Genomic DNA, 18,746 nt, shown 5'->3' with positions numbered 1-18,746 from the left:
GAACGGCCCTCCCGCGGCGCACCCTCACACCAGCAGATTCGCGGTGTCGACCACGCGGTCGCCCGCGTCGGGGAAGGCGGTGCGAGTCACCCCGGCCTCGACGTTCCCGGTGTGCAGCAGCGTCGACTCGGCACCGAACGCGTCGGCCCCCAGCTCGAGCCTGCCGCCCTCGAACCGGTTCCCGACCGCGCGGTAGTGCGTCGCGCCCGAGGTGAGGGAGACGTGGGTCGTGCCGCCGTCGCCGCGGAAGGTGCTGTCGCTCAGGGTCACGTGCAGCTCGCCCGCGCCCGTCCGCCCGATCCCCGTGCCGCCCTTCGCCGCGACGTCCGCACCCGCGAACTCCAGCGTCTGCCGCTCGCCCCTGGCCGCCGCGATCCGCACGTTGCGCAGGGTCGCGCCCTCGAACCGCAGCCGCTCGGACGACGACGCGAGGGGCGCGGAGTCCTCCGCGGCGGTGAGGGTCGAGCCGCGGAACGTCACGGCGCCCGCCCCGCCGATCTTCACGCCGCCGACGTTCGTGAGCACGGTGTCGACGAAGGTGACCGGGGTCGTGACCGTCGCGTTGGTGAGGTCGCCCGGAGCGACGAACGTGATGTGCGAGTCGGCGATCACGGTCGGGCGGGCGGAGTTGTCCGACGCCTGCGTGATGATCAGGGTGTCCGACGCGGTGCACCCGCGCAGCTGCGCGCCGTCGGCGTTGATCCACAGCATGCCGGAGCCCGACAGCGACGGCTTGCCGATCACCTGCACGTCCTCCAGCGTGAGGTCGGTGATGCGCACGCGCGCCACGAACCACGAGCACACGTGCTTGCGCACCGTGATGCGCTTGGCGGCCGAGCCCCACGCGGCACCCGAGTTCGCGAACGTCATCAGGCCGGAGTTGCCCGTGTAGGTCAGGTCGTGCTCGTACTGCCCGTGCGTCACGAACGGGCCCTGGTCGTCGCCGTCGCCGTGGCAGTTCTCCACCAGGCAGTAGGCGCTCGCCGTGAAGTCGTTGAGGTGCCGCGCGTTCGCGGTGTGGCAGTTGGCGACGTACCCGTACAGGCAGTAGATCTGCTGCGTCAGGTAGCCCGCGCCACCCCACGTGACGGAGGTCGGGTTCTTCAGCGTGCAGCTCTCGGTGCTGAAGTACGTGTTCCAGCGACGCTGGATGAGCGGCCAGAACGTGGCGGTGCCGTCGATGTGGTCGACGTCGCAGCGCACCGCGTACTCGAACGCCAGCGGGTGCGAGCCGGTGTACTCGTCGGTCCCTCCGCCCAGGAACTTCAGGTTCGACACCGTGATGTCCTGCACGGGCTTCACGTGCCGCCACGTCATGGTGCGGTCCTTGCCGAGCGGCCAGCCGTTCTTGTAGTTCACGCGGATGTGCGTGCCGTCGACGATCTGGGTCACCTGCACGAGCCGCTGCAGTTCGCGCTCCCAGCGACCCGAGAGCGCGTTCACCTCGGCCGCGTACCACTCGCCGACCGCGAAGAACGAGGAGTCGGCGACCGGGAAGACGTCGGCGAGGTCGGGCACGTTCTCGCCGAGCCGCGCCTCCTGCACCGCCTCGGTCACCTCGCCGCGGAAGAACATGACCGCGGCGAACGGGTCGTCCTTGCCGGCGTTCTCGATGCCCTGTGTGGTCATGAGGTGGTGGTGGAAGTCGAACGCCAGGTTGGAACGGGTGAACCGGTGCCGGCGCACGAAGTTGAGGTCGGAGTACGCCTCGATGCGGCGGACGCTCGCGTCGCCCACCAGCGCGTCCAGCGCGTCGTCGGCCGGGACGGAGGCGTCCATGATCCCGAACACCCGGAAGTCCACCGTGCCCTGGTGCACCAGCACCCAGACGCCGCCCTTGGGCCCCGCGAGCACCGTGCCGCCGTTGGCCGCAGGGCCGTCCTTCTTCACGAAGCGGTACAGGCCGGCGCCGCCGTCGCCCGGAGCCGCGTAGCCGCTCGTGCGCACCAGGTCGCCGTCCTTGCCCTTGCGAGCCGCGAGCGCCGCAGCCGTGCCGGCGTTCGCCACGGTCTTCGAGCCCGACGAGTCCTGTGGAGCCACGGGGCCGGCGGCCTGCGCTGCGCTCGGGGCGGCCGCCGCCGCGACACCGCCGAGCGCGGCGGCACCGAACCCGGCGAGCAGCATGCGCCTGCTGCGCAGCGCGGCGGTCTCGGTCATCTCCTGCTGGGTCATGCTCATCCTCCTTGCGGCGTCGTCGCCGCGGTCAGGCGTCCGGCCGTCCGGCCGAGCCGCGTCCTCCCTCGAGTCCCCCGACCCCAGCACCCCGGGCTCCCGCCCGGACGATCCACCCCGCGTCAGCCGGCGGGGTCGTCCCCGCGCGCGATCACCGCGGTCATGCCATCCACGCCAGCGCGGCGCGATCCACCGTGTGGGCGAGCGGTCGGCCCTCGAAGAACGCCGCGACCTCGTCCGCCACGATCCGGCCCTGCCGCAGCCGCCCCTCGTGGGTGCCGGCGGCGCGATGCGGCGTCACGAGCACCCCGGGGAGCGTGCGGAACGGGCTGTCGGCGCCGAACGGCTCCTCGTCGAACACGTCCACCGCGGCGCTCAGGCGGCCCGTACGCACCTCGTCGATGAGCGCGGCCTCGTCCACCAGCCACGAGCGGGCCGTGTTCACCAGCCCCGCGCCGTCGGGCATCAGCGCGAGCTCCCGCCGACCGAGGAGGTGATGCGTCTCGGGCAGCGTCGGCGCGTGCACCGCGACGATGCGGGCGCGACGAAGCGCCTCGTCCAGCGGCACCAGCTCGGCACCGAGGGCGGCGGCCGCGGCGGCGTCGATCGTGGGATCCACCAGCAGCGGCTCCGCGCCCAGCGCCGAGATCAGCGGCAGGTACGCACGACCCGTCCGCGACGCGCCGATCACCGCGATGGGCGCCCCGAGGATCTCGTGCTGCGTGCCCACCGCGGCCGCGTCGTACCAGCCGCCCGCGCGCACCCCGTGCGACAGCTCGGGCAGCCGGTGCAGCAGCGCGAGCGTGAAGGCGAGCGACACCTCGGCGACCGGGCGGGCCATGGCGTCGCCCGCCTGGGTCACCGCGACGCCCCGGTCGAACAGCTCCCCGGTCGCGAACGCCTTGACGGATGCGCCCGTGTGCGCCACGAGCTCCAGCGCCGGAAGACGCGCGAGCAGGGCGGGGTCGAACGGCGGGGCACCCCAGCTCGTGATCACGACCCGTGCCCCGCGCAGCTCGGCGGGGTCGAGGTCGTCGAGCGACTCGACCCGCACGAACCTCCCGCCCGCGGCGGCCGCGGCACGGTGCAGGCGCTCGAGGTCGGCGGGCGCGAAGAACTCCGCCGACAGCGCCTCCGGAACCGCCGCCACGACGACCGCGGGCGCCGCGGCGCTCATCGCAGCCAGTCCTCGAGGTGCGCGGCGATGAACGCGTCGTCGTTCAGGGCCGGGTAGGCACGGCGCACCCGGGCGATCTCCTCCGCCTGCCCTGGCGAGAGCCCCTCGGCCGGGTCGAGGCACCACGTGCCGTCGAGCAGGCCCTGCTGGCGCAGCATCTCGTGCACGCCCGCGATCACGCCGTGGAAGTCATTGCCCGGGTCGAACACCGCCTGGTTCACGTCGACCATGTCGGAGGCCAGCAGCCCCAGCTCGCGGTACGCCTCGGCGTCGCCCTCCATCGCCTGCCGCGCCCGCTCCAGCAGCGCGACGGCCGCCCGCGTGCCCACGGCCCACTGGCCGAGCAGCCCGCCGACGAAGCGCAGCGTGCGCGGGCCGGACGGCGAGTCCACGTGGAACTCGGACAGCAGGTCGGCGACGATCGCGTCGTCGTTTCCGGTGTACAGGGCGATGTCGTCGGCGCGACCGGACGCCGCCACCCCGCGCACCAGCTCCAGTGTGCGGTAGCGGTCGAACGGCGCGGCCTTCACCGCGACCACGGAGGGGATCGACGCGAACTCGCGCCAGAAGTCACGGCCGAGCACGGGCCCGCCGATCGCGGTCTGCAGGTAGAAGCCCACCACGGGCAGCACCTCGCCGACGGCGCGGGCGCGTTCGAGCAGGGCACGCTCGTCGGCGCCCGCGACGCGGGGACTCACCAGCACGGCGTCGTACCCCAGCCCGCGCGCGAGCTCGGCCTCGGCCACCGCCTGCGCCGTGCCGCCCGCCACACCGGCGATGCGCACGACCTCGGCACCCGCGCGGGCGTCGAGCTCCTCCGCGGCGAGCGCGAGCACGGGCTCGAACAGGGCGTGCTCCGGGTCGCGGATCTCGAACTGGGTCGTGTGCACCCCCACCGCGACACCACCGGCGCCCGCGTCGAGGTAGTAGCGCGTGAGGGCGCGCTGACGGCGTTCGTCGAGCGTGCGGTCGGCCGTCAGCGCGAGCGGGTGCGCGGGGATCACGGCACCGCGCGCGAGCGTGGCCGCGGCCTCGGGTCGCAGCACCGGCACGGTCGCGGTGTCCGCGGACGACGACGACATCAGAACTTCCCGTCCCGCACGGCCCACTTAGTGGGCTTGGCGATCATCGGCAGGCCCGCGTCGATCCAGGAGGCCTGCATGCGGATCAGCTCCTCGGCCGACACGGACGGGTAGCCGAACAGGGCCATGCAGCGGCGGGCGTCGCTGAGCAGCGCGGTCGGCTGCGGCTCTTCGACGATCGTGACCTCGCGGTCGAACAGGGTGCCGAAGCCGCGGGCGACCGACTCCACGCTCAGCAGCTCCGGCCCGGTGAGGTTGATGACGAACGGGTCGGTCGACGCGTGCACGAGGCTGCGCAGCACCACCTCGTTCGCGTAGCCCTGCCAGATCACGTTGACGTTGGCGGTGGCGACCGACACGGGCTCGCCCGCGTGCACGGCCGTGCCGATGTCGGCCAGCACCCCGTAGCGCAGGTCGACCGCGTAGTTCAGGCGGATGATGGCGACCTTCGTGCCGCGCTCCTGCGCACCGAACTCGAACACCCGCTCCCGTCCGAGGCACGACTGGGCGTACTCGCCGATCGGCGCCGGGGTCACATCCTCCGACGCGCCGCCCGACGACGCGGGCACGAACGGGTACACGTTGCCGGTGGACAGCACGGCGATCGCGCTGTCGCGGTAGCGGCGGGCCACCCGGTCGGGCAGGGCGGCGTTGACCTCCCACGCCCACGACGCGTTGGTCGCCGCACCGAACTTCGCGCCGACCATGAACACCACGTGGGGGGCGTCGGGAAGGGCGGAGAAGTCGTCGTTCTCGATCAGGTCGAACGGCACGACGGTCACGCCCGCGGCCTCCAGGCGCTCGCGGATCGCGGCGTCGCCGAAGCGCGAGACCGCGTACACGGCGTCGTCCGTCCGGCCGGCCGCGTCCATCCCGCGGCGCGCGAGCATCGCGAGCGTCGGGCCCATCTTGCCGCCGGCGCCGAGGATCACGAGGTCGCCCGATCCGCGTGCCAGGTCGGCCACGAGCGCGTCGCTCGGCGTGGCCAGGGCCTCTTCGAGCTCGGCCTCGGAGGCGAAGCTGTGCTGAGTCATGTGGTGCTTTCCCTTCTTCTCAGCCCTTGATCCCGGTGCCGGTCACGCCCTCCTGCACGTACCGCTGGGCGATCAGGTACGCGAGGAAGATGGGCAGCAGCGCCACGACGGAGCCGGCGAGCATGGTGCTGAGCGGCACGTTCTGCTGCTGCAGCGACGAGATGCCCACGGTGAGGGTGAACATCGAGTTCGACTTGGCGATGATGAGCGGCCACAGGAAGTCGTTCCAGTGCCACAGGAACACGAAGATGCCGAGGGTGGCGAGGATCGGCTTGCACAGCGGCAGCACGATCCGCAGGAAGATGCGGAACTCCCCCGCACCGTCGATCCGTGCCGCCTCGAACAGCTCGTCGGGCAGCCCCTGGATGAACTGCCGCATCAGGAACACGGCCTGCGCGTTCGCGAGCGTCGGCAGGATCAGGCCCCAGTAGGTGTCGATGCCGCCGAGGTTCGCCATCAGGATGAACGTCGGGATCAGCGTCACGTGGAACGGCACCATGACCATCGCCAGGAACGACCAGAACATGACCTCCTTGCCGCGGAAGCGCTTCTTGGCGAAGGCGTATCCGGCGAGCGCGGAGAGGAACAGCACGGCCACGACCGACACGAGCGAGTAGACGAGCGTGTTGAACAGCCAGCCGAGGATGTTCTGACCGCCGAGCACCTGCGCGTAGGAGTCGAACGAGATGTCCGTCCAGGGCAGCAGCGAGCCGGGCAGCTCGACAACCATGCCGGGCTTCAGGCTCAGCACGACCATCGCGTAGAACGGGAAGAAGCTGAGGATGCCCGCGAGGCTCAGCCAGATCCACCGCACGACCACGCCCCAGCCGGTGGGCTCCAGCGCGCGGAACGAGCGGCGCTTGCGGGGCGCGGGCTGCGGGGTCGGCGCGGCGGTCTGCGTCGGGGGCTGCAGGAGAGCGGTCATTTCTGCTTTCCGATCACGAGGCGCTGGATGAGGGCGACCACGAGGGTCATGACGAACAGGGCGACGCCGACGGCGGCCGCGTAGCCGTAGTCGAAGTAGCGGAAGCCCTGGTCGTACAGCAGGTAGACGAGCGAGTAGCTGGCGTTCGCCGGACCACCCTGGGTCATCACGTAGATCACGTCGAACACCTGGAAGGCCGCGGTGGTCTCGATCACCGCGAGGAAGAAGAACGTGGGGCGCAGGTGCGGGAGGATGATCCACCGGAACCGCTGCCAGGCGTTCGCCCCGTCGACCAGCGCGGCCTCCTCCAGCTCGCGCGGCACGTCCTGCAGCGCCGCGATGAGGATCATCATCCCGTAGCCGAACCGCGACCACACGCCCACCACGACGATCGCGGGGATCACGAGCACGGTGCTGCCGAGCCACGAGCCGCCCAGCCCGAGCGGGGCCATCAGGGCCGACCAGGGGCCGTTCGCCGAGAAGATCCACACGAAGATCGAGCCGGCGAGCACCAGCGAGGTGATGACGGGCAGGAAGAAGATCGACCGGAAGAAGCGGGCGCCGCGGAAGGCCCGTCGCACGCCGAGGGCCATCACGGTCGACAGCACGAGCGCGATCGGCACCGCCAGCACCGTGTAGATGACGGTGGTGCCCAGCGCCCGCCAGAACAGCGGATCGGCGACCAGGCGCTGGAAGTGGTCGAGTCCGCGCCACGCGATCTCGCCGGAGATGTCGTAGTCGAAGAAGCTCAGCGCCACGCCCGCGATGCTCGGGCCGAAGCGGAAGGCGATGAACAGCAGGAAGGCGGGGAGCACGAACAGGAACGCGATGCGCGCTTCCCGCCGGGCGAGCACCCGGGCGACGCGCCCTGCGGGCTTGGGTGCCGTGGTGGCCGTCGTCATTGTCGTTTCCTCACGTCGGGGGCGGAGAGGAGGGGGCGTGCGGCGGGTGTCCGCACGCCCCCGTCGCCTCACTTCTGCAGCAGCGGGGCTGCGGCGGCCGCGGCGTCCTTCAGGGCGTCGGCGGGCGACTTCTGGCCGAGCAGGGCGGCCTGGATCTCGGGCGACAGCACGCCCATCAGGGCGCGGGAGCTGGCGTCGAGCTGACCGACGGTGGTGTCGGGCACGTACTTCTCGACCTCGCCGAGCAGCGGGTCGTCGGCGTACAGCGGCTCGGTCGTGCTGAGCGCAGAGAAGTAGCCGGCGGCGGTCAGGTACGGCTCGACCACGTCGGCGCCGGTGGCGTACTCGGCGAACGCGGCGGCGGCGTCCTTCGCCTTCGAGCCCTTGAGCACCGAGAGCGAACCGACGGTGCCGTACGCGACGGACTCCTTGTCGCTGAGCGGCGCGAGCACCTTCACGTTCTCCTCGCCCCAGAACGGCGCGACCTCGGTGACCGCGTTGTTCCAGGTGCAGGCGACCTTGCCCTGCGCGATCGCGGTCTGCTCGAGCGGCACGTTGGTGGTGAGCGCCTCGGGGTCGAGCGCGCCCTCCTCTGCCAGGTCGGCGAGGAAGGTGAGCGCCTTCTCGCCGGCCTTGCTGTCGAAGCCGACCTCGCCGTCCTCGGTGTAGACCTCGCCGCCCGCCTGCCACAGCAGCGGGTAGTAGGTGAGGTTGAGGGTGTTCTCGGCGGACGCCGGGTAGTTCAGGGCGTACATGCCCTTCTCCACGAACGCGGGTGCCATCTCGGCGACGTCGTCCCAGGTCTCGGGGTACTCGGTCACGCCGGCGGCCTCGAACGCGGCGGCGTTGCAGATGAGCGGCTGGGCGCTGGTGAGGATGGGGGCGCCGAGGATGTCGCCGCCGATGGTGACGGACTCCTTGACGTTGGGCAGCAGGTCGTCCTGACGCTCGGTGCTGAGCAGGTCGTTCAGCGGAGCGATCGACTTCTGGTAGGCGGCGAGCTGGTCGGGGATGAGGTAGACGACGTCGGGACCCTTGCCGGCCGCGATCGCGGTCTGGAGGGCCTCGTCGCGGTTGGCCCACGGGAAGATCTCGTAGGAGACGTTGACGTTCTCGTTCTCCTTCTCGAACGCCTCGATGGTCGAGTCCCAGAAGTCCTTGTGCACCGCCTCGTCGGCGATGACCGGGTAGAGCCAGACCGTGATGTCCTGCTCGCCCTCTGCGGTGGTGCCTCCGCCGGCCGAACATCCGGCCAACAGGGTGGCGGCCGCGACTCCCGCGACGACGCCGGTGATCTTGCTGACGCGCATGGTGCTCCTTTGCGTAAACCGTGCTGAGTACGGTTCATTATGACATTGGGCTGGGATAATTCGTCAAGTACAAGTTCTCAGACGCTTGTTTCCAGCGTGTTTCTCGATCGTCAACGACAAAACACGATGTGAGAACCGGGTGTGCTAATTTGATCGCACCAACGACGGGGACGAAGGAGGCACCGCACATGGGCGTGACGAGTCCGCTGTCGATCGTGGCGCGCTGCGCCCTCCAGCTGCGCGACACGGGACCGGCGACCGTGAGCGATCTGTCCCGCTCGCTGGAGGTCTCCCGCACCTCGGTCGAGAACGCCGTGACCGTGCTCAGCGACTCCGGGCTGCTGGTCGACGCGCCCGCGCAGAACGGGGGAGGCGCCGGACGACCCGCCCGCCGGTACGCGTTCCACGCCGCCGCCGGCACCGTCGTGGGCGTCGACATCGGCGTCGCGAGCGTCCGGGTCGTGCTGTCCGACCTGGCCGGAGCGGTCGTCGCCCAGCGCACCTACCCCGGCGTCTCGGCGCAGACCGACGGGGCCGCCAAGCTCGCCGCCGTCATCTCCCACATCCGCGGCACCCTCGCCGACACCGGAATCCCCGCGTCGCAGGTGCGCGCCGTCGGCGTCTCCCTCCCCGGGCTCGTCGACGACGCCGGCCGCGTGACCACCTCGGTCGTCATCCCCGAGTGGTCGGGCATCGACATCGGATCGCAGCTGCGGCACGCGTTCGGGTGCCCGGTCGCCGTCGACAACGGCGTGCGTCTCGCCGCGGTCGCGGAACACCACCTCGGGGTCGCGCAGCTCGTCGACGACGTGATCTACCTGTCGGTCGGCAACCGCATCGCGATGGGCCTCATCCTCGGCGGACGCCCCCGCCGCGGCATCCACAACGCGGCGGGCGACATCGGACGCCTGGCCTTCCGCGGACTCAACAGCGAGACCGGGCAGATCCCCTGGCGCACGGCCCCCACCGCCGCGGAGGTGTTCGCCCTCGCGCGGGAGGGCGACCCCGGGGCACGCGAGGAGCTCGACGCGTTCATCGACGAGCTCGCGCACGGCATCGCCACCCTGATCCTCACGGTCGATCCCGCCATGGTCGTCATCGGCGGCGGACTCTCGGCGGCGCACGAGCAGCTGCTCGACCCGCTGCGGGCCGCGCTCCCCGGGCACCTCGGGCTGCCGTTCCAGGTGCCGGTCGCCGAGGCGCGACTGGGCGCGGAAGCCGCCGCGCACGGTGCGGTCGTGCACGCGTTCCAGCGGCACCCCGCCGAGATCTCCGGCATCGACGACATGCCCGCCCCGCCCATCACCCCCCTGCCGCACGAGCCGGTCACCGGCGACGACACCGAGGAGAAGCAGTGAGCACGTTGACAGTCGGACTCATCGGCGCGGGCGGCATCTCCCGCGTGCACGCCGACGCGTGGCGGGCGCTGGGCGTGCGGGGCTACGTGACCTCGCTCGACGGTGCCGAGGAGATCGCCGCGGAGTACGGCTTCGAGCTGGTCGCCGACGTCGACGCGCTGATCGAGCTGGTCGACCTGGTCGACATCGTCACGCCCAGCAGCACCCACGCCGACTTCGCGCTGCGCGCCATCGCCCGCGGTCGCGACGTGATCTGCGAGAAGCCGCTCGCCGCGACCGCCGAGGCCGCCGCAGAGGTGACCGCGGCCGCCGCTCGCGCCGGTGTCCGGCTGTTCCCCGCGCACGTCGTGCGGTACATGGGCGAGTACGCGCAGATCAAGGCGGGCATCGAGGCCGGGCACGTGGGCGAGCTCGCGGTGCAGCGGTTCAGCCGTGCGGGCTCCGCGCCGCAGACCGGGTGGTTCTTCTCCGAGCGGGCGGGCGGCGGCGTGATCCGCGACCTCATGATCCACGACATCGACCAGGCGCTGTGGTTCGCCGGTCCGGTCGCCAGCGTCTACGCCGTGCAGAACCCGCCGACGGTGGACGACCGCGTGCCCGCGCCCGTGACCGCGCACGTCGTGCTCACCCACCGCAACGGGGTGCTCACTCACCTGCACGCGAGCTGGGTGCAGCCCGGCATGCCGTTCCGCACGAGCGTCGAGGTCGCGGGATCGGCGGGCCGTCTGCGGTACGACAGCGCCGAGGACCACACCCTCCGCACCGACGCCGTGGTGCCCGAGGGCGACGCCGACTACCTGCCGCCGATGTCGCCCGAGGAGAGCCCGTACTACGCCGAGATCGCCGACTTCGTGGCCGCGATCCGCGAGGGCCGTGCGGCGCGCGTCGCCCCCGCCGACGGGATCGCCGCGGTCGCGGTCGCCGAGGCCGCCTACGCCTCCATCGCCTCGGGCTCCGCGGTCGCCCTCCCCGGGGAGACCGCCGCGGCCGACTCCACCGCTCCCGTTCCCGCCGCGCCCGCCACCGAGGAGGCCACCCGATGACCGCCCCCGCCCCGCTGCGCATCGCCGTCCTGTCGTTCGCGCACACGCACGCCCTCAGCTATGTGCACGCGCTGAAGGAGATGCCCGGCGTCGAGCTCATCGCGACCGACCCCGACGGCGCGGCCGCGCCAGACGACGCTCCCCGCGGCGCCGAGCTCGCCGCCGAGCTGGGCGTGGCCTACGTCGACACGTACGACGAGGCCTTCGCGTGGAAGCCGGACGCCGTCGTGATCGCGGCCGAGAACTCCCGGCACCGCGCCCTCGTCGAGCGTGCTGCGGCGGCGGGCGTGCACGTGCTGTGCGAGAAGCCGCTGGCCACCACGGTCGAGGATGCGATCGCCATGCGCGACGCGTGCGAGACCGCGGGTGTGCTGCTCATGGTCGCCTATCCCGTGCGGTTCTCCCCCGCGGTGCGCGACGCGATCGCCGAGCTGCGCAGCGGACGACTCGGGCGCATCCTCGGCGTGACCGGCATCAACAACGGCAAGCTCCCGCAGGACAGGGCCTGGTTCACCGACCCCGAGCTCGCGGGCGGCGGCGCGCTGGTCGACCACGTCGTCCACTGCGCCGACCTGCTCGACGAGCTGCTCGGCGAGCTGCTCGGCGAGCGAGCGGCGTCCGTGCGCGCCGTGTCGAACCGGGTGCTGCACGCGCAGCGCGAGCTGTCGGTGGAGACGGGCGGGCTCGTCACGATCCAGTACCCGGGCGGCGTGGTCGCCACGATCGACTGCTCCTGGAGCTGGCCGATGAGCTCGGCCACGTGGGGCGGCCTCACGCTGCAGGTCGTCGCCGAGCGCGGCACCGTCACCGTGAGCCCGTTCGCGAAGGGCGTCGCCGGGCACGACGCGCACGGTGAGACCTGGAGCCCGGTCGGCGCCGACCTCGACGCGCTGCTGCTGGAGGAGTTCGTGCGTGCCGTGCGCGACGGCCGTCAGCCGCAGCCCGACGCCGGGGTGGGCATCCGCACGGTCGAGATCGTGAAGGCCGCGCAGGCCTCCGCCGCCCGCGACGGCGAGGTCGTGCACCTCTAGCCGGCGCCCCACCCGCTCGATGCGGGGTCAGAATCGCGCCTTCAGGGCACCGCACACGCACCTTTTCGACCCTGGCACCACCGCGGCGGACACACCCGCTCGACGCGGGATCGAGACCGTCCCCGCGGAGCCCGCCCCCGGCACCTTTTCGATCCCGGCACACGGCTCACGCCCGCGGGAGGAGGTGCGCGGGCATGGATGGAGGCGGGCATGGATGGAGGCGCGGCGGTGTTGCACACGGCAGCACCGACACGGAGGAGCATCATGCGCATCGACCTGACCGGAAAGACCGCCCTCGTCACGGGCTCCACCCAGGGCATCGGCCGCGCCATCGCCACGGCCCTCGCCGACGCCGGAGCCCGCGTGGCGGTCAACGGCCGCAGCGCCGACACGGTCGCGGCGGTGGTCGCCGAGTTGCGGGAGGAGAACCCCGAGCGGAGCCTGGTGCCCGCGCCGGGCGATGTCACCACCGACGACGGCGCCGCGGCGGTGCTCGACACCACGGGCGACGTGGACGTGCTGGTGAACAACCTCGGGATCTTCGGCGCGACCCCGGCACTCGACATCTCCGACGACGAATGGCGCCGCTACTTCGAGGTGAACGTGCTCGCCGCCGTGCGGCTCATCCGGGCGACGCTGCCGGGCATGATGCAGCGCGGCTGGGGGCGGGTGCTCGACATCGCCAGCGACTCCGCCGTCGTGATCCCCGCGGAGATGATCCACTACGGCATGTCGAAGACGGCGCTGCTGGCGGTGTCGCGCGGCTTCGCGAAGGAGGCGGCGGGCACCGGCGTCACGGTGAACTCGGTGCTCGCGGGGCCCACCCACACGGGCGGCGTGGAGGACTTCGTGTACTCCCTCGTCGACCCGGACCTGCCGTGGGACGAGGCGCAGCGCGAGTTCATGCGCCTGCACCGCCCGCAGTCGTTGCTGCAGCGGCTGATCGAGCCGGAGGAGATCGCGAACATGGTCGCCTATCTCGCCTCGCCGCTCGCGTCGGCCACGACCGGCGCGGCGGTGCGGGTCGACGGCGGCTACATCGACGCGATCGTCCCGTAGTCGCCGCTGCGATCGGTCCCGGTCGCAGGCCGCCCGGACCGGGGGCCGCGTCAGGGCGCGAAGACGGTGAGGTCGTCGGCCGCGGAGGAGTTCTGCGTCATGGCATGGATGCGTCTGTCCGGACGGTCGAACCTCCGCCGCGCCCCCGTCCAGGTTCCGGGAGTATGCTGGCACGTCGGGTCGTGTGACCCCCGAGAGTCCGGAAGGCGGTGATGGCGATGTCCGACGATAGTAACGACGCCGCCCTCGCTGCGTCGCGACTCCCTGCGCTCTCGCGTTGACCTCCCGGTCCGCGTCCGCACGTCCTGTTCCGCAGCCGTCGGCGGCGTCTCCCGCCCCCTGACGAATCCGCGCACGGAACCTCCGCTGCCGTGCGCTCGCGAGAACGGAGCCGCATCATGGCGCTCATCGACAACGGCGTGTACGTCCACGGACGTCGCGTGGAGACCCCGAGGAACCTGGACGAGACCTACCGCATGCTCGACGCGGCGGGCGGCATCGCCTGGATCGGCCTCTACCGCCCCAGCCCGGCGGAGGTCGAGTCCGTCGCGCGCGAGTTCGACCTGCATCCCCTCGCCGTGGAGGACGCGCTCTCCGGGCATCAGCGCTCGAAGGTGGAGCGCTACGGCGACACCCTGTTCGCGGTGCTGCGCCCGGCCCGCTACCGCGACAAGGAGGAGTCGATCGAGTTCGGCGAGCTGCACCTGTTCGTCGGGCCCGACTTCGTGGTGACCATCCGGCACGCCGAGTCGCCCAACCTCGCCGCCGTGCGCTCCCGCATGGAGGCGAACCCGGAGCTGCTGGCGATGGGACCGGAGGCCGTGCTGTACGCGATCCTCGACGAGGTGGTCGACGGCTACGAGCCGATCGTCGCCGGTCTGCTCAACGACATCGACGAGATCGAGGACCAGCTGTTCGGCGACGGCGCGGACGACAGCGCACTGTCCCGCCGCATCTACGAGCTGTCCCGCGAGGTGATCAACTTCCAGCGCGCCGTGCACCCCCTCAGCGGGATGCTGGAGTGGCTCCGCCGCGGGTCGGAGAAGTACCGCATCGACGAGGAGCTGCAGCGGTCGCTGCGCGACGTGCTCGACCACACGATCCGCGTCAACGAGCGGGTGGACTCGTTCCGCGCGATCCTGGAGAACGCCCTCACGGTGCACTCGGCGCTGGTCGCGCGGCGGCAGACCGAGGCGGGCCTGGCGCAGAACGACGAAATCAAGAAGATCTCCTCCTGGGCCGCGATCATCTTCGCCCCCACGCTCGTCGGCACGGTGTACGGCATGAACTTCGACGTGATGCCCGAGCTGCACTGGGCGTTCGGGTACCCGATGGCGATCGGAGCGATGGCGGCGTTCGCGGTGGGCCTGTACGGGGTGTTCAAGTACAAGAAGTGGCTGTGACCGCCCCTGGTGGAACGTCCGTGACGGCACGTACGATCCACGGGGACGCGCGAAGGAGATCGACATGACGCAGCACACCCTGGAACTGCCCGACGTGGATCTCGTGTACGACGTGCACGGCCCGTTGCCCACGGCCGACGGGCGGCGTCCGCTGGTCATGATCGGTCAGCCGATGGACGCCAGCGGGTTCCAGGCCCAGGTGGCGCTCTTCCCCGACCGCACCGTCATCACGTACGACCCGCGCGGCCTGGGGCGCAGCGTGCGGCACGACGGGGGCGTCACCAACGAGCCGAAGACGCAGGCGGAAGACGTGCACGCGCTGATCGAGGCGCTCGGCGCCGGACCGGTCGACCTGTTCGCGAGCAGCGGCGGCGCAGTGACGGCGCTCGCCCTGGTCACCGCCCACCCGCACGACGTGGCCACCCTGGTCGCGCACGAGCCGCCGATCGATGCGGTGCTGCCCGACGCCGAGGCCGCCCGCCGCGCCAGGGCCGCCTACACCCGCGCGTATCAGGACCGCGGCTGGGGCGCCGGGATGGCGGGCTTCCTGGCGATGACCTCGTGGGAGGGCGAGTTCACCGAGGAGTTCCTCGCGCAGCCGCTGCCCGACCCCGTCGCGTTCGGGATGCCCGCCGACGACGACGGATCCCGCGACGATCCGCTGCTGTCGGAGCGGTCGTGGGCGGTCGTCGACTACACGCCCGACATCGCGGCGCTACAGGCGGCACCGACGCGGATCGTGGTGGCGGTGGGCGAGGAGTCGCTGACGGGGTACACCGGACGGACCGCGCTCGCGCTGGCCGAACGGCTGGGCCAGCAGGCGACCGTCTTCCCCAGCCACCACGGCGGCTTCCTGGGCGGGGAGTCCGGCTATGCGGGCCAGCCCGAGGCGTTCGCCGCCACGCTCCGTGAGGTGCTCGACGCGGAATGACGAGGGCGCTCAGTCCTCGTCGGAGCGGCTGATCTCGTCGAGGAGGTCGTCAAGGGTGTCGAACTCCATCGTCTCGGAGCCGTCGAGCGCACGCACCTCGACGCCGTCGACCTCCAACTCCTCGTCGAGCTGCACCAGGATGCGCGACTCCGGGAACTGTTTCGGAGCGACGAACGCGAGCAGCACGGCATCGGCGAACACCACGACCGACGTGGCCTCCAGGTCGTCGCGCAGATCGATCTGCTCGACCACGGGTTCGTCGTCCACCGCGTCGTCGATGTCCGACGCGACCTCGTCGACGATCGCCCGCCACCGCGACTCGTTCACCGACAGCACGCGCTCCAGCGTGGCGACCAGCGCGTCATCGTCGACCTCGTCGTGCTCGTCGAGCTCCGGATCGACGTTCACCGAGACCGTGGCGCCCGCCGCGTCGATCCCGGCGCGGCCGTACACCAGGCCGTTCTCCGCGACGGGGTCGTCGAGCAGACCGGAGTCGGCGATGCGGGCGAGGAGACGGTCGAGCGCAGACGAGGTCATCCGTCCAGTCTCCCGCATCCGGGGTCGCCGTGGTCGGCCGATAGGCTCGGAGCCGTGCCGAACGCCGAATCCCCCGCCCCCGCTTCCGCCACCGCCGACCTCCAGCGCCTGACCGCCGCCCTGGCCGATCCGGCGCCGCTGAACTGGCTGATCACGGGCGACTCGATCACCCACGGGCTGGTGCACACGCAGGGCGGACGCAGCTACCCCGAGCACCTGCACGAGCTCATCCGCGGCGAGCTCGCCCGCGTGCGCGACATCGTCATCAACTCGGCGATCAGCGGCAACCGCATCGCCGACATCCTCGACGACTGGGACCGCCGCGTCGCCTCCTGGAACCCCGACGTGGTGACCCTCATGATCGGCACGAACGATGTGTCGACCGGCGGCGAGCGCCCCGTGCTCTCGGCCGCCGAGTATGCGGAGTCGCTGCGGGAGTTCGTGCGGCGTGCGCGCGACCTCGACGCGGTCGTGGTGGTGCAGACGCCGCCCGCGGTGGACGGCCTCAACGCCCCGGAGCGGTCGCGGATCGCCGAGTTCGCCGAGGCCGTGCGGCGCGTCGCCGCGGAGGAGGACGTGCTCCTGGTCGACCAGTACGCCCGCTACGCCGAGCTGGGGAACGGCGGGGTGCCGTGGGGCCTGATGGGCGACCCGTTCCACCCGAACGCGGCCGGGCACGCGGCGCTCGCACTCGAACTCGCGCGCACCCTCGGCCTGACGCCCGCGGGCAGCCGCACCCTGCCGCTGCTCGAGGCGCAGGTCGGCGCCGCCCGCCTCAACGCCTGACCCCGCCGCGCGGAACCGCCGGAGCCACCGGAACCGCTGGCGCCCCGAGCTGCCCGAGCGCTGACCGCAACGTCGGCTCAGCGCCGCGGCGGCAGCGGCTCGATCCAGATCGCGCCGGGCACCCGGGTCTCCGCGGCGACCTCGGCCGTGGGCACCCCGTCGCGCAGGCGCAGCGCCACGACCGCGCCGTCGGCGGAGTGCACCGCCAGCAGGTGCCGGCCGGTGAGCACGAGATGTTCCGGCCGGGAGCCGCCGCCGGGCACCTCGGACACGCGCACCAGGCGGTCGCCGTCGGTCCGGGCGGTCAGGATCGTGTCGGCGCCGCGGTTCGCGACGTGCACCAGGCCGCGCACGGGATCGTGCACCACCGTGCTGGGCGCGTTCGACCCGCCGGAGCCGTGCGCGGTCGCAGGCAGCACGTCGAGCACGCGGCGCTCGGTGACCGAGGCCAGCACGAGCGTCGAGCCCAGCTCGCCCGAGAGCGCGACCCGTCCGCCGCCGAGGTCGGCCACGTGCCGGGGTCCCGTGCCCGCGGGGAGCCCCAGCGGCGCCCGCTCGGCGAGGGTCGTCGGGTCGAGGATGCGCAGCACGTCCGCGCCGAGGTCGGTCACGCCGATGCCGGCGGCGAGCGCGAGGGCGTCGTGGGCGTGCGGGCTGTCCTGTCGTTCGGGGTCGGGCCCACCGCCGGTGAACGCGACCACTCGGGCGGCCCCGGCGAAGCCGCCGTCCCGGTCGAGGTCGACCACCCCGAGCGCCCCGTTCCCGTACCCGGGGATCAGCAGGCGCCGCGAAGCCGCGTCGAACCGCACCCGGCACGGCAGCTCCACCCCCGGCAGGGCGAGGCTCTGCCGCACGACCCAGTCGGCCGCGCCGTCGCCGGGCCCGCGCGTGAGCCGATGCACTGCGCCCTCGGGGGTGAGGCCCGCGGCGTACAGGGAGCCGGACGGGTGGGCGGCGAGCGCGAACGGCCGGTCGAGCGCGACCGCGGCGTCGCGCGCCTCCCACCGTTCGGTCTCGGGATGCCAGACCAGCGTCCACAGCGCCGGGCGCTCGGACATCGCGCACACCGCGAACTCGCTCGATGCCACCGTGGGCCCTCCCGCCGTCGTCGACACGTCCCCTCCCACTATGGCGTGCGCCGACGGCCGCACCGTCCCTCACGTCGAGCGGGTGAGGAGTGCTGGACGCGCCGGGTCCCTCACCACTATGTTGACGCCTGAGAGCAGCCGTCGAACCGGGGGGTCACCGATGTCACATGTTGTCGCAACCGGAGCCGGGAAGGCCATGATGGAGCGCCGGAACGATCCGACGCACGACTACATCCTGAGACTCACCGGCAAGGACAGACCGCGGGTGCTGTTCGTCGGCACCGCGACGGGCGACGACACCGCCTACATCGTGAGCTTCTACTCCACGTACGACTCCGACCGGTGCGCGCCGCACCACCTGCCGCTGTTCCACCGTGCGGTCGACGACCTCGCCGGGTTCGTGAAGGGCTTCGACGTGATCCACGTGGGCGGCGGCAACACCGCCAACATGCTCGACGTGTGGAAGCGGCAGGGACTCGACGAGATCATGCGCGAGATGTGGGAGGACCCGGCGTCGAACGTGGTGTTCACCGGCGGCAGCGCGGGCGGGATCTGCTGGTTCGAGGGCGGCACGACCGACAGCTACGGCCCCACGCTGCAGGTGCTGCCGGAGGGCCTGGGCTTCCTGCACGGCAGCTTCTGCCCGCACTACGACGCCGAGGACCAGCGCCGGCCGCTGTTCCACGCCTCCCTGCTCAGCGGGCAGCTGTCGACCGGCTACGCGGTGGGCAACCTCCAGTCGCTGCACTTCGAGAACTCCGAGTTCGTGACGGCGATCAGCCCGGTCGACGACGCCCTCGCCCTGCGGGTGGAAGCGGTGGACGGGCAGATCGTCGAGACCGAGCTGCCCGTGCAGGTGCTCACCGGCACCGGGCCCATCGCCACCGGACCCTCCTCCTGACCGGGCC

Annotated in this window: 17 protein-coding genes; 8 read left to right on the top strand and 9 right to left on the bottom strand. The window is 72.1% G+C overall.

The window, feature by feature from the left end:
• Nucleotides 1-24: 24 nt before the first annotated feature.
• The 7 genes from ACWH95_RS06290 to ACWH95_RS06260 all read right to left on the bottom strand — a co-directional run bounded on the left by ACWH95_RS06290 (nucleotide 25) and on the right by ACWH95_RS06260 (nucleotide 8,602).
• Nucleotides 25-2,172, bottom strand: coding sequence for a peptidase C14 (locus ACWH95_RS06290; RefSeq protein WP_247638112.1), 2,148 nt, complete (start codon nucleotides 2,170-2,172; stop codon nucleotides 25-27).
• A 160-nt stretch (nucleotides 2,173-2,332) separates the two neighbouring features.
• A complete protein-coding gene (locus ACWH95_RS06285; protein WP_136030481.1) occupies nucleotides 2,333-3,349 on the bottom strand; it encodes a hydroxyacid dehydrogenase in 1,017 nt (338 codons plus the stop codon).
• Nucleotides 3,346-4,431, bottom strand: a complete 1,086-nt coding sequence (locus tag ACWH95_RS06280) for a dihydrodipicolinate synthase family protein (protein ID WP_241115065.1) — start codon at nucleotides 4,429-4,431, stop codon at nucleotides 3,346-3,348. Before ACWH95_RS06280 ends, ACWH95_RS06285 begins: the two co-directional genes overlap by 4 nt.
• Nucleotides 4,431-5,465 carry an NAD-dependent epimerase/dehydratase family protein gene (locus ACWH95_RS06275; protein ID WP_206252045.1) on the bottom strand — a complete coding sequence of 345 codons (1,035 nt, stop codon included), beginning with the start codon at nucleotides 5,463-5,465 and terminating at the stop codon, nucleotides 4,431-4,433. The genes ACWH95_RS06280 and ACWH95_RS06275 overlap by 1 nt, the downstream gene beginning before the upstream one ends.
• A 19-nt stretch (nucleotides 5,466-5,484) precedes the next feature.
• Nucleotides 5,485-6,390 carry a carbohydrate ABC transporter permease gene (locus ACWH95_RS06270; protein ID WP_136030487.1) on the bottom strand — a complete coding sequence of 302 codons (906 nt, stop codon included), beginning with the start codon at nucleotides 6,388-6,390 and terminating at the stop codon, nucleotides 5,485-5,487.
• Nucleotides 6,387-7,292, bottom strand: coding sequence for a carbohydrate ABC transporter permease (locus ACWH95_RS06265; protein ID WP_136030489.1), 906 nt, complete (start codon nucleotides 7,290-7,292; stop codon nucleotides 6,387-6,389). The genes ACWH95_RS06270 and ACWH95_RS06265 overlap by 4 nt, the downstream gene beginning before the upstream one ends.
• A 68-nt stretch (nucleotides 7,293-7,360) precedes the next feature.
• Entirely contained in the window at nucleotides 7,361-8,602 is a 1,242-nt protein-coding gene (locus ACWH95_RS06260) for an ABC transporter substrate-binding protein (RefSeq protein ID WP_454120380.1), read from the bottom strand.
• Between the two features lie 188 nt (nucleotides 8,603-8,790).
• Here ACWH95_RS06260 and ACWH95_RS06255 point away from each other — a divergent pair, with 188 nt between their 5' ends.
• The 6 genes from ACWH95_RS06255 (at nucleotide 8,791) to ACWH95_RS06230 (ending at nucleotide 15,427) form a co-directional block, all read left to right on the top strand.
• Nucleotides 8,791-9,960 carry an ROK family transcriptional regulator gene (locus tag ACWH95_RS06255; RefSeq protein WP_136030493.1) on the top strand — a complete coding sequence of 390 codons (1,170 nt, stop codon included), beginning with the start codon at nucleotides 8,791-8,793 and terminating at the stop codon, nucleotides 9,958-9,960.
• Nucleotides 9,957-11,003 (top strand): Gfo/Idh/MocA family protein, encoded by a 1,047-nt coding sequence (locus ACWH95_RS06250; RefSeq protein ID WP_454120379.1) that lies wholly within the window; start codon nucleotides 9,957-9,959, stop codon nucleotides 11,001-11,003. The genes ACWH95_RS06255 and ACWH95_RS06250 overlap by 4 nt, the downstream gene beginning before the upstream one ends.
• Nucleotides 11,000-12,034: a Gfo/Idh/MocA family protein gene (locus ACWH95_RS06245; RefSeq protein ID WP_454120378.1), complete on the top strand. Its 1,035-nt coding sequence runs from the start codon at nucleotides 11,000-11,002 to the stop codon at nucleotides 12,032-12,034. Before ACWH95_RS06250 ends, ACWH95_RS06245 begins: the two co-directional genes overlap by 4 nt.
• Before the next feature lie 264 nt (nucleotides 12,035-12,298).
• Nucleotides 12,299-13,093 carry an SDR family NAD(P)-dependent oxidoreductase gene (locus tag ACWH95_RS06240; protein WP_452312143.1) on the top strand — a complete coding sequence of 265 codons (795 nt, stop codon included), beginning with the start codon at nucleotides 12,299-12,301 and terminating at the stop codon, nucleotides 13,091-13,093.
• 398 nt (nucleotides 13,094-13,491) lie between these two features.
• Entirely contained in the window at nucleotides 13,492-14,496 is a 1,005-nt protein-coding gene (locus tag ACWH95_RS06235; RefSeq protein ID WP_136030501.1) for a magnesium and cobalt transport protein CorA, read from the top strand.
• Nucleotides 14,497-14,560: 64 nt separating this feature from the next.
• Nucleotides 14,561-15,427, top strand: coding sequence for an alpha/beta fold hydrolase (locus ACWH95_RS06230; RefSeq protein WP_454120377.1), 867 nt, complete (start codon nucleotides 14,561-14,563; stop codon nucleotides 15,425-15,427).
• A gap of 9 nt (nucleotides 15,428-15,436) precedes the next feature.
• On the opposite strand, the gene ACWH95_RS06225 is transcribed toward ACWH95_RS06230, so the two are convergent.
• Nucleotides 15,437-15,964, bottom strand: coding sequence for a cytochrome C5 (locus ACWH95_RS06225; RefSeq protein WP_136030505.1), 528 nt, complete (start codon nucleotides 15,962-15,964; stop codon nucleotides 15,437-15,439).
• Nucleotides 15,965-16,018: 54 nt separating this feature from the next.
• Here ACWH95_RS06225 and ACWH95_RS06220 point away from each other — a divergent pair, with 54 nt between their 5' ends.
• On the top strand, nucleotides 16,019-16,750 hold the full coding sequence (locus tag ACWH95_RS06220; protein WP_378803160.1) for an SGNH/GDSL hydrolase family protein: 732 nt from the start codon (nucleotides 16,019-16,021) through the stop codon (nucleotides 16,748-16,750).
• Nucleotides 16,751-16,827: 77 nt separating this feature from the next.
• Here ACWH95_RS06220 and ACWH95_RS06215 read toward each other — a convergent pair whose 3' ends face one another.
• Nucleotides 16,828-17,865: a lactonase family protein gene (locus ACWH95_RS06215; RefSeq protein WP_454120376.1), complete on the bottom strand. Its 1,038-nt coding sequence runs from the start codon at nucleotides 17,863-17,865 to the stop codon at nucleotides 16,828-16,830.
• Between the two features lie 91 nt (nucleotides 17,866-17,956).
• On the opposite strand from ACWH95_RS06215, the gene ACWH95_RS06210 reads away from it, so the two are divergent.
• A complete protein-coding gene (locus ACWH95_RS06210) occupies nucleotides 17,957-18,739 on the top strand; it encodes a Type 1 glutamine amidotransferase-like domain-containing protein (protein WP_454120375.1) in 783 nt (260 codons plus the stop codon).
• The last annotated feature ends 7 nt before the right edge of the window (nucleotides 18,740-18,746 follow it).

Source organism: Microbacterium sp. NPDC055502 (genome assembly GCF_053643635.1).
The sequence above is the reverse complement of the archived record's forward strand: the minus strand, read 5'-3'. Positions and strand labels throughout refer to the sequence as shown.

Coding starts and splice junctions, on each gene's coding strand:
- ACWH95_RS06290 (WP_247638112.1), bottom strand. CDS start 2,172: ATGACCCAGCAGGAGATGACCGAGACCGCCGCGCTGCGCAGCAGGCGC.
- ACWH95_RS06285 (WP_136030481.1), bottom strand. CDS start 3,349: ATGAGCGCCGCGGCGCCCGCGGTCGTCGTGGCGGCGGTTCCGGAGGCG.
- ACWH95_RS06280 (WP_241115065.1), bottom strand. CDS start 4,431: ATGTCGTCGTCGTCCGCGGACACCGCGACCGTGCCGGTGCTGCGACCC.
- ACWH95_RS06275 (WP_206252045.1), bottom strand. CDS start 5,465: ATGACTCAGCACAGCTTCGCCTCCGAGGCCGAGCTCGAAGAGGCCCTG.
- ACWH95_RS06270 (WP_136030487.1), bottom strand. CDS start 6,390: ATGACCGCTCTCCTGCAGCCCCCGACGCAGACCGCCGCGCCGACCCCG.
- ACWH95_RS06265 (WP_136030489.1), bottom strand. CDS start 7,292: ATGACGACGGCCACCACGGCACCCAAGCCCGCAGGGCGCGTCGCCCGG.
- ACWH95_RS06260 (WP_454120380.1), bottom strand. CDS start 8,602: ATGCGCGTCAGCAAGATCACCGGCGTCGTCGCGGGAGTCGCGGCCGCC.
- ACWH95_RS06255 (WP_136030493.1), top strand. CDS start 8,791: ATGGGCGTGACGAGTCCGCTGTCGATCGTGGCGCGCTGCGCCCTCCAG.
- ACWH95_RS06245 (WP_454120378.1), top strand. CDS start 11,000: ATGACCGCCCCCGCCCCGCTGCGCATCGCCGTCCTGTCGTTCGCGCAC.
- ACWH95_RS06240 (WP_452312143.1), top strand. CDS start 12,299: ATGCGCATCGACCTGACCGGAAAGACCGCCCTCGTCACGGGCTCCACC.
- ACWH95_RS06235 (WP_136030501.1), top strand. CDS start 13,492: ATGGCGCTCATCGACAACGGCGTGTACGTCCACGGACGTCGCGTGGAG.
- ACWH95_RS06230 (WP_454120377.1), top strand. CDS start 14,561: ATGACGCAGCACACCCTGGAACTGCCCGACGTGGATCTCGTGTACGAC.
- ACWH95_RS06225 (WP_136030505.1), bottom strand. CDS start 15,964: ATGACCTCGTCTGCGCTCGACCGTCTCCTCGCCCGCATCGCCGACTCC.
- ACWH95_RS06210 (WP_454120375.1), top strand. CDS start 17,957: ATGTTGACGCCTGAGAGCAGCCGTCGAACCGGGGGGTCACCGATGTCA.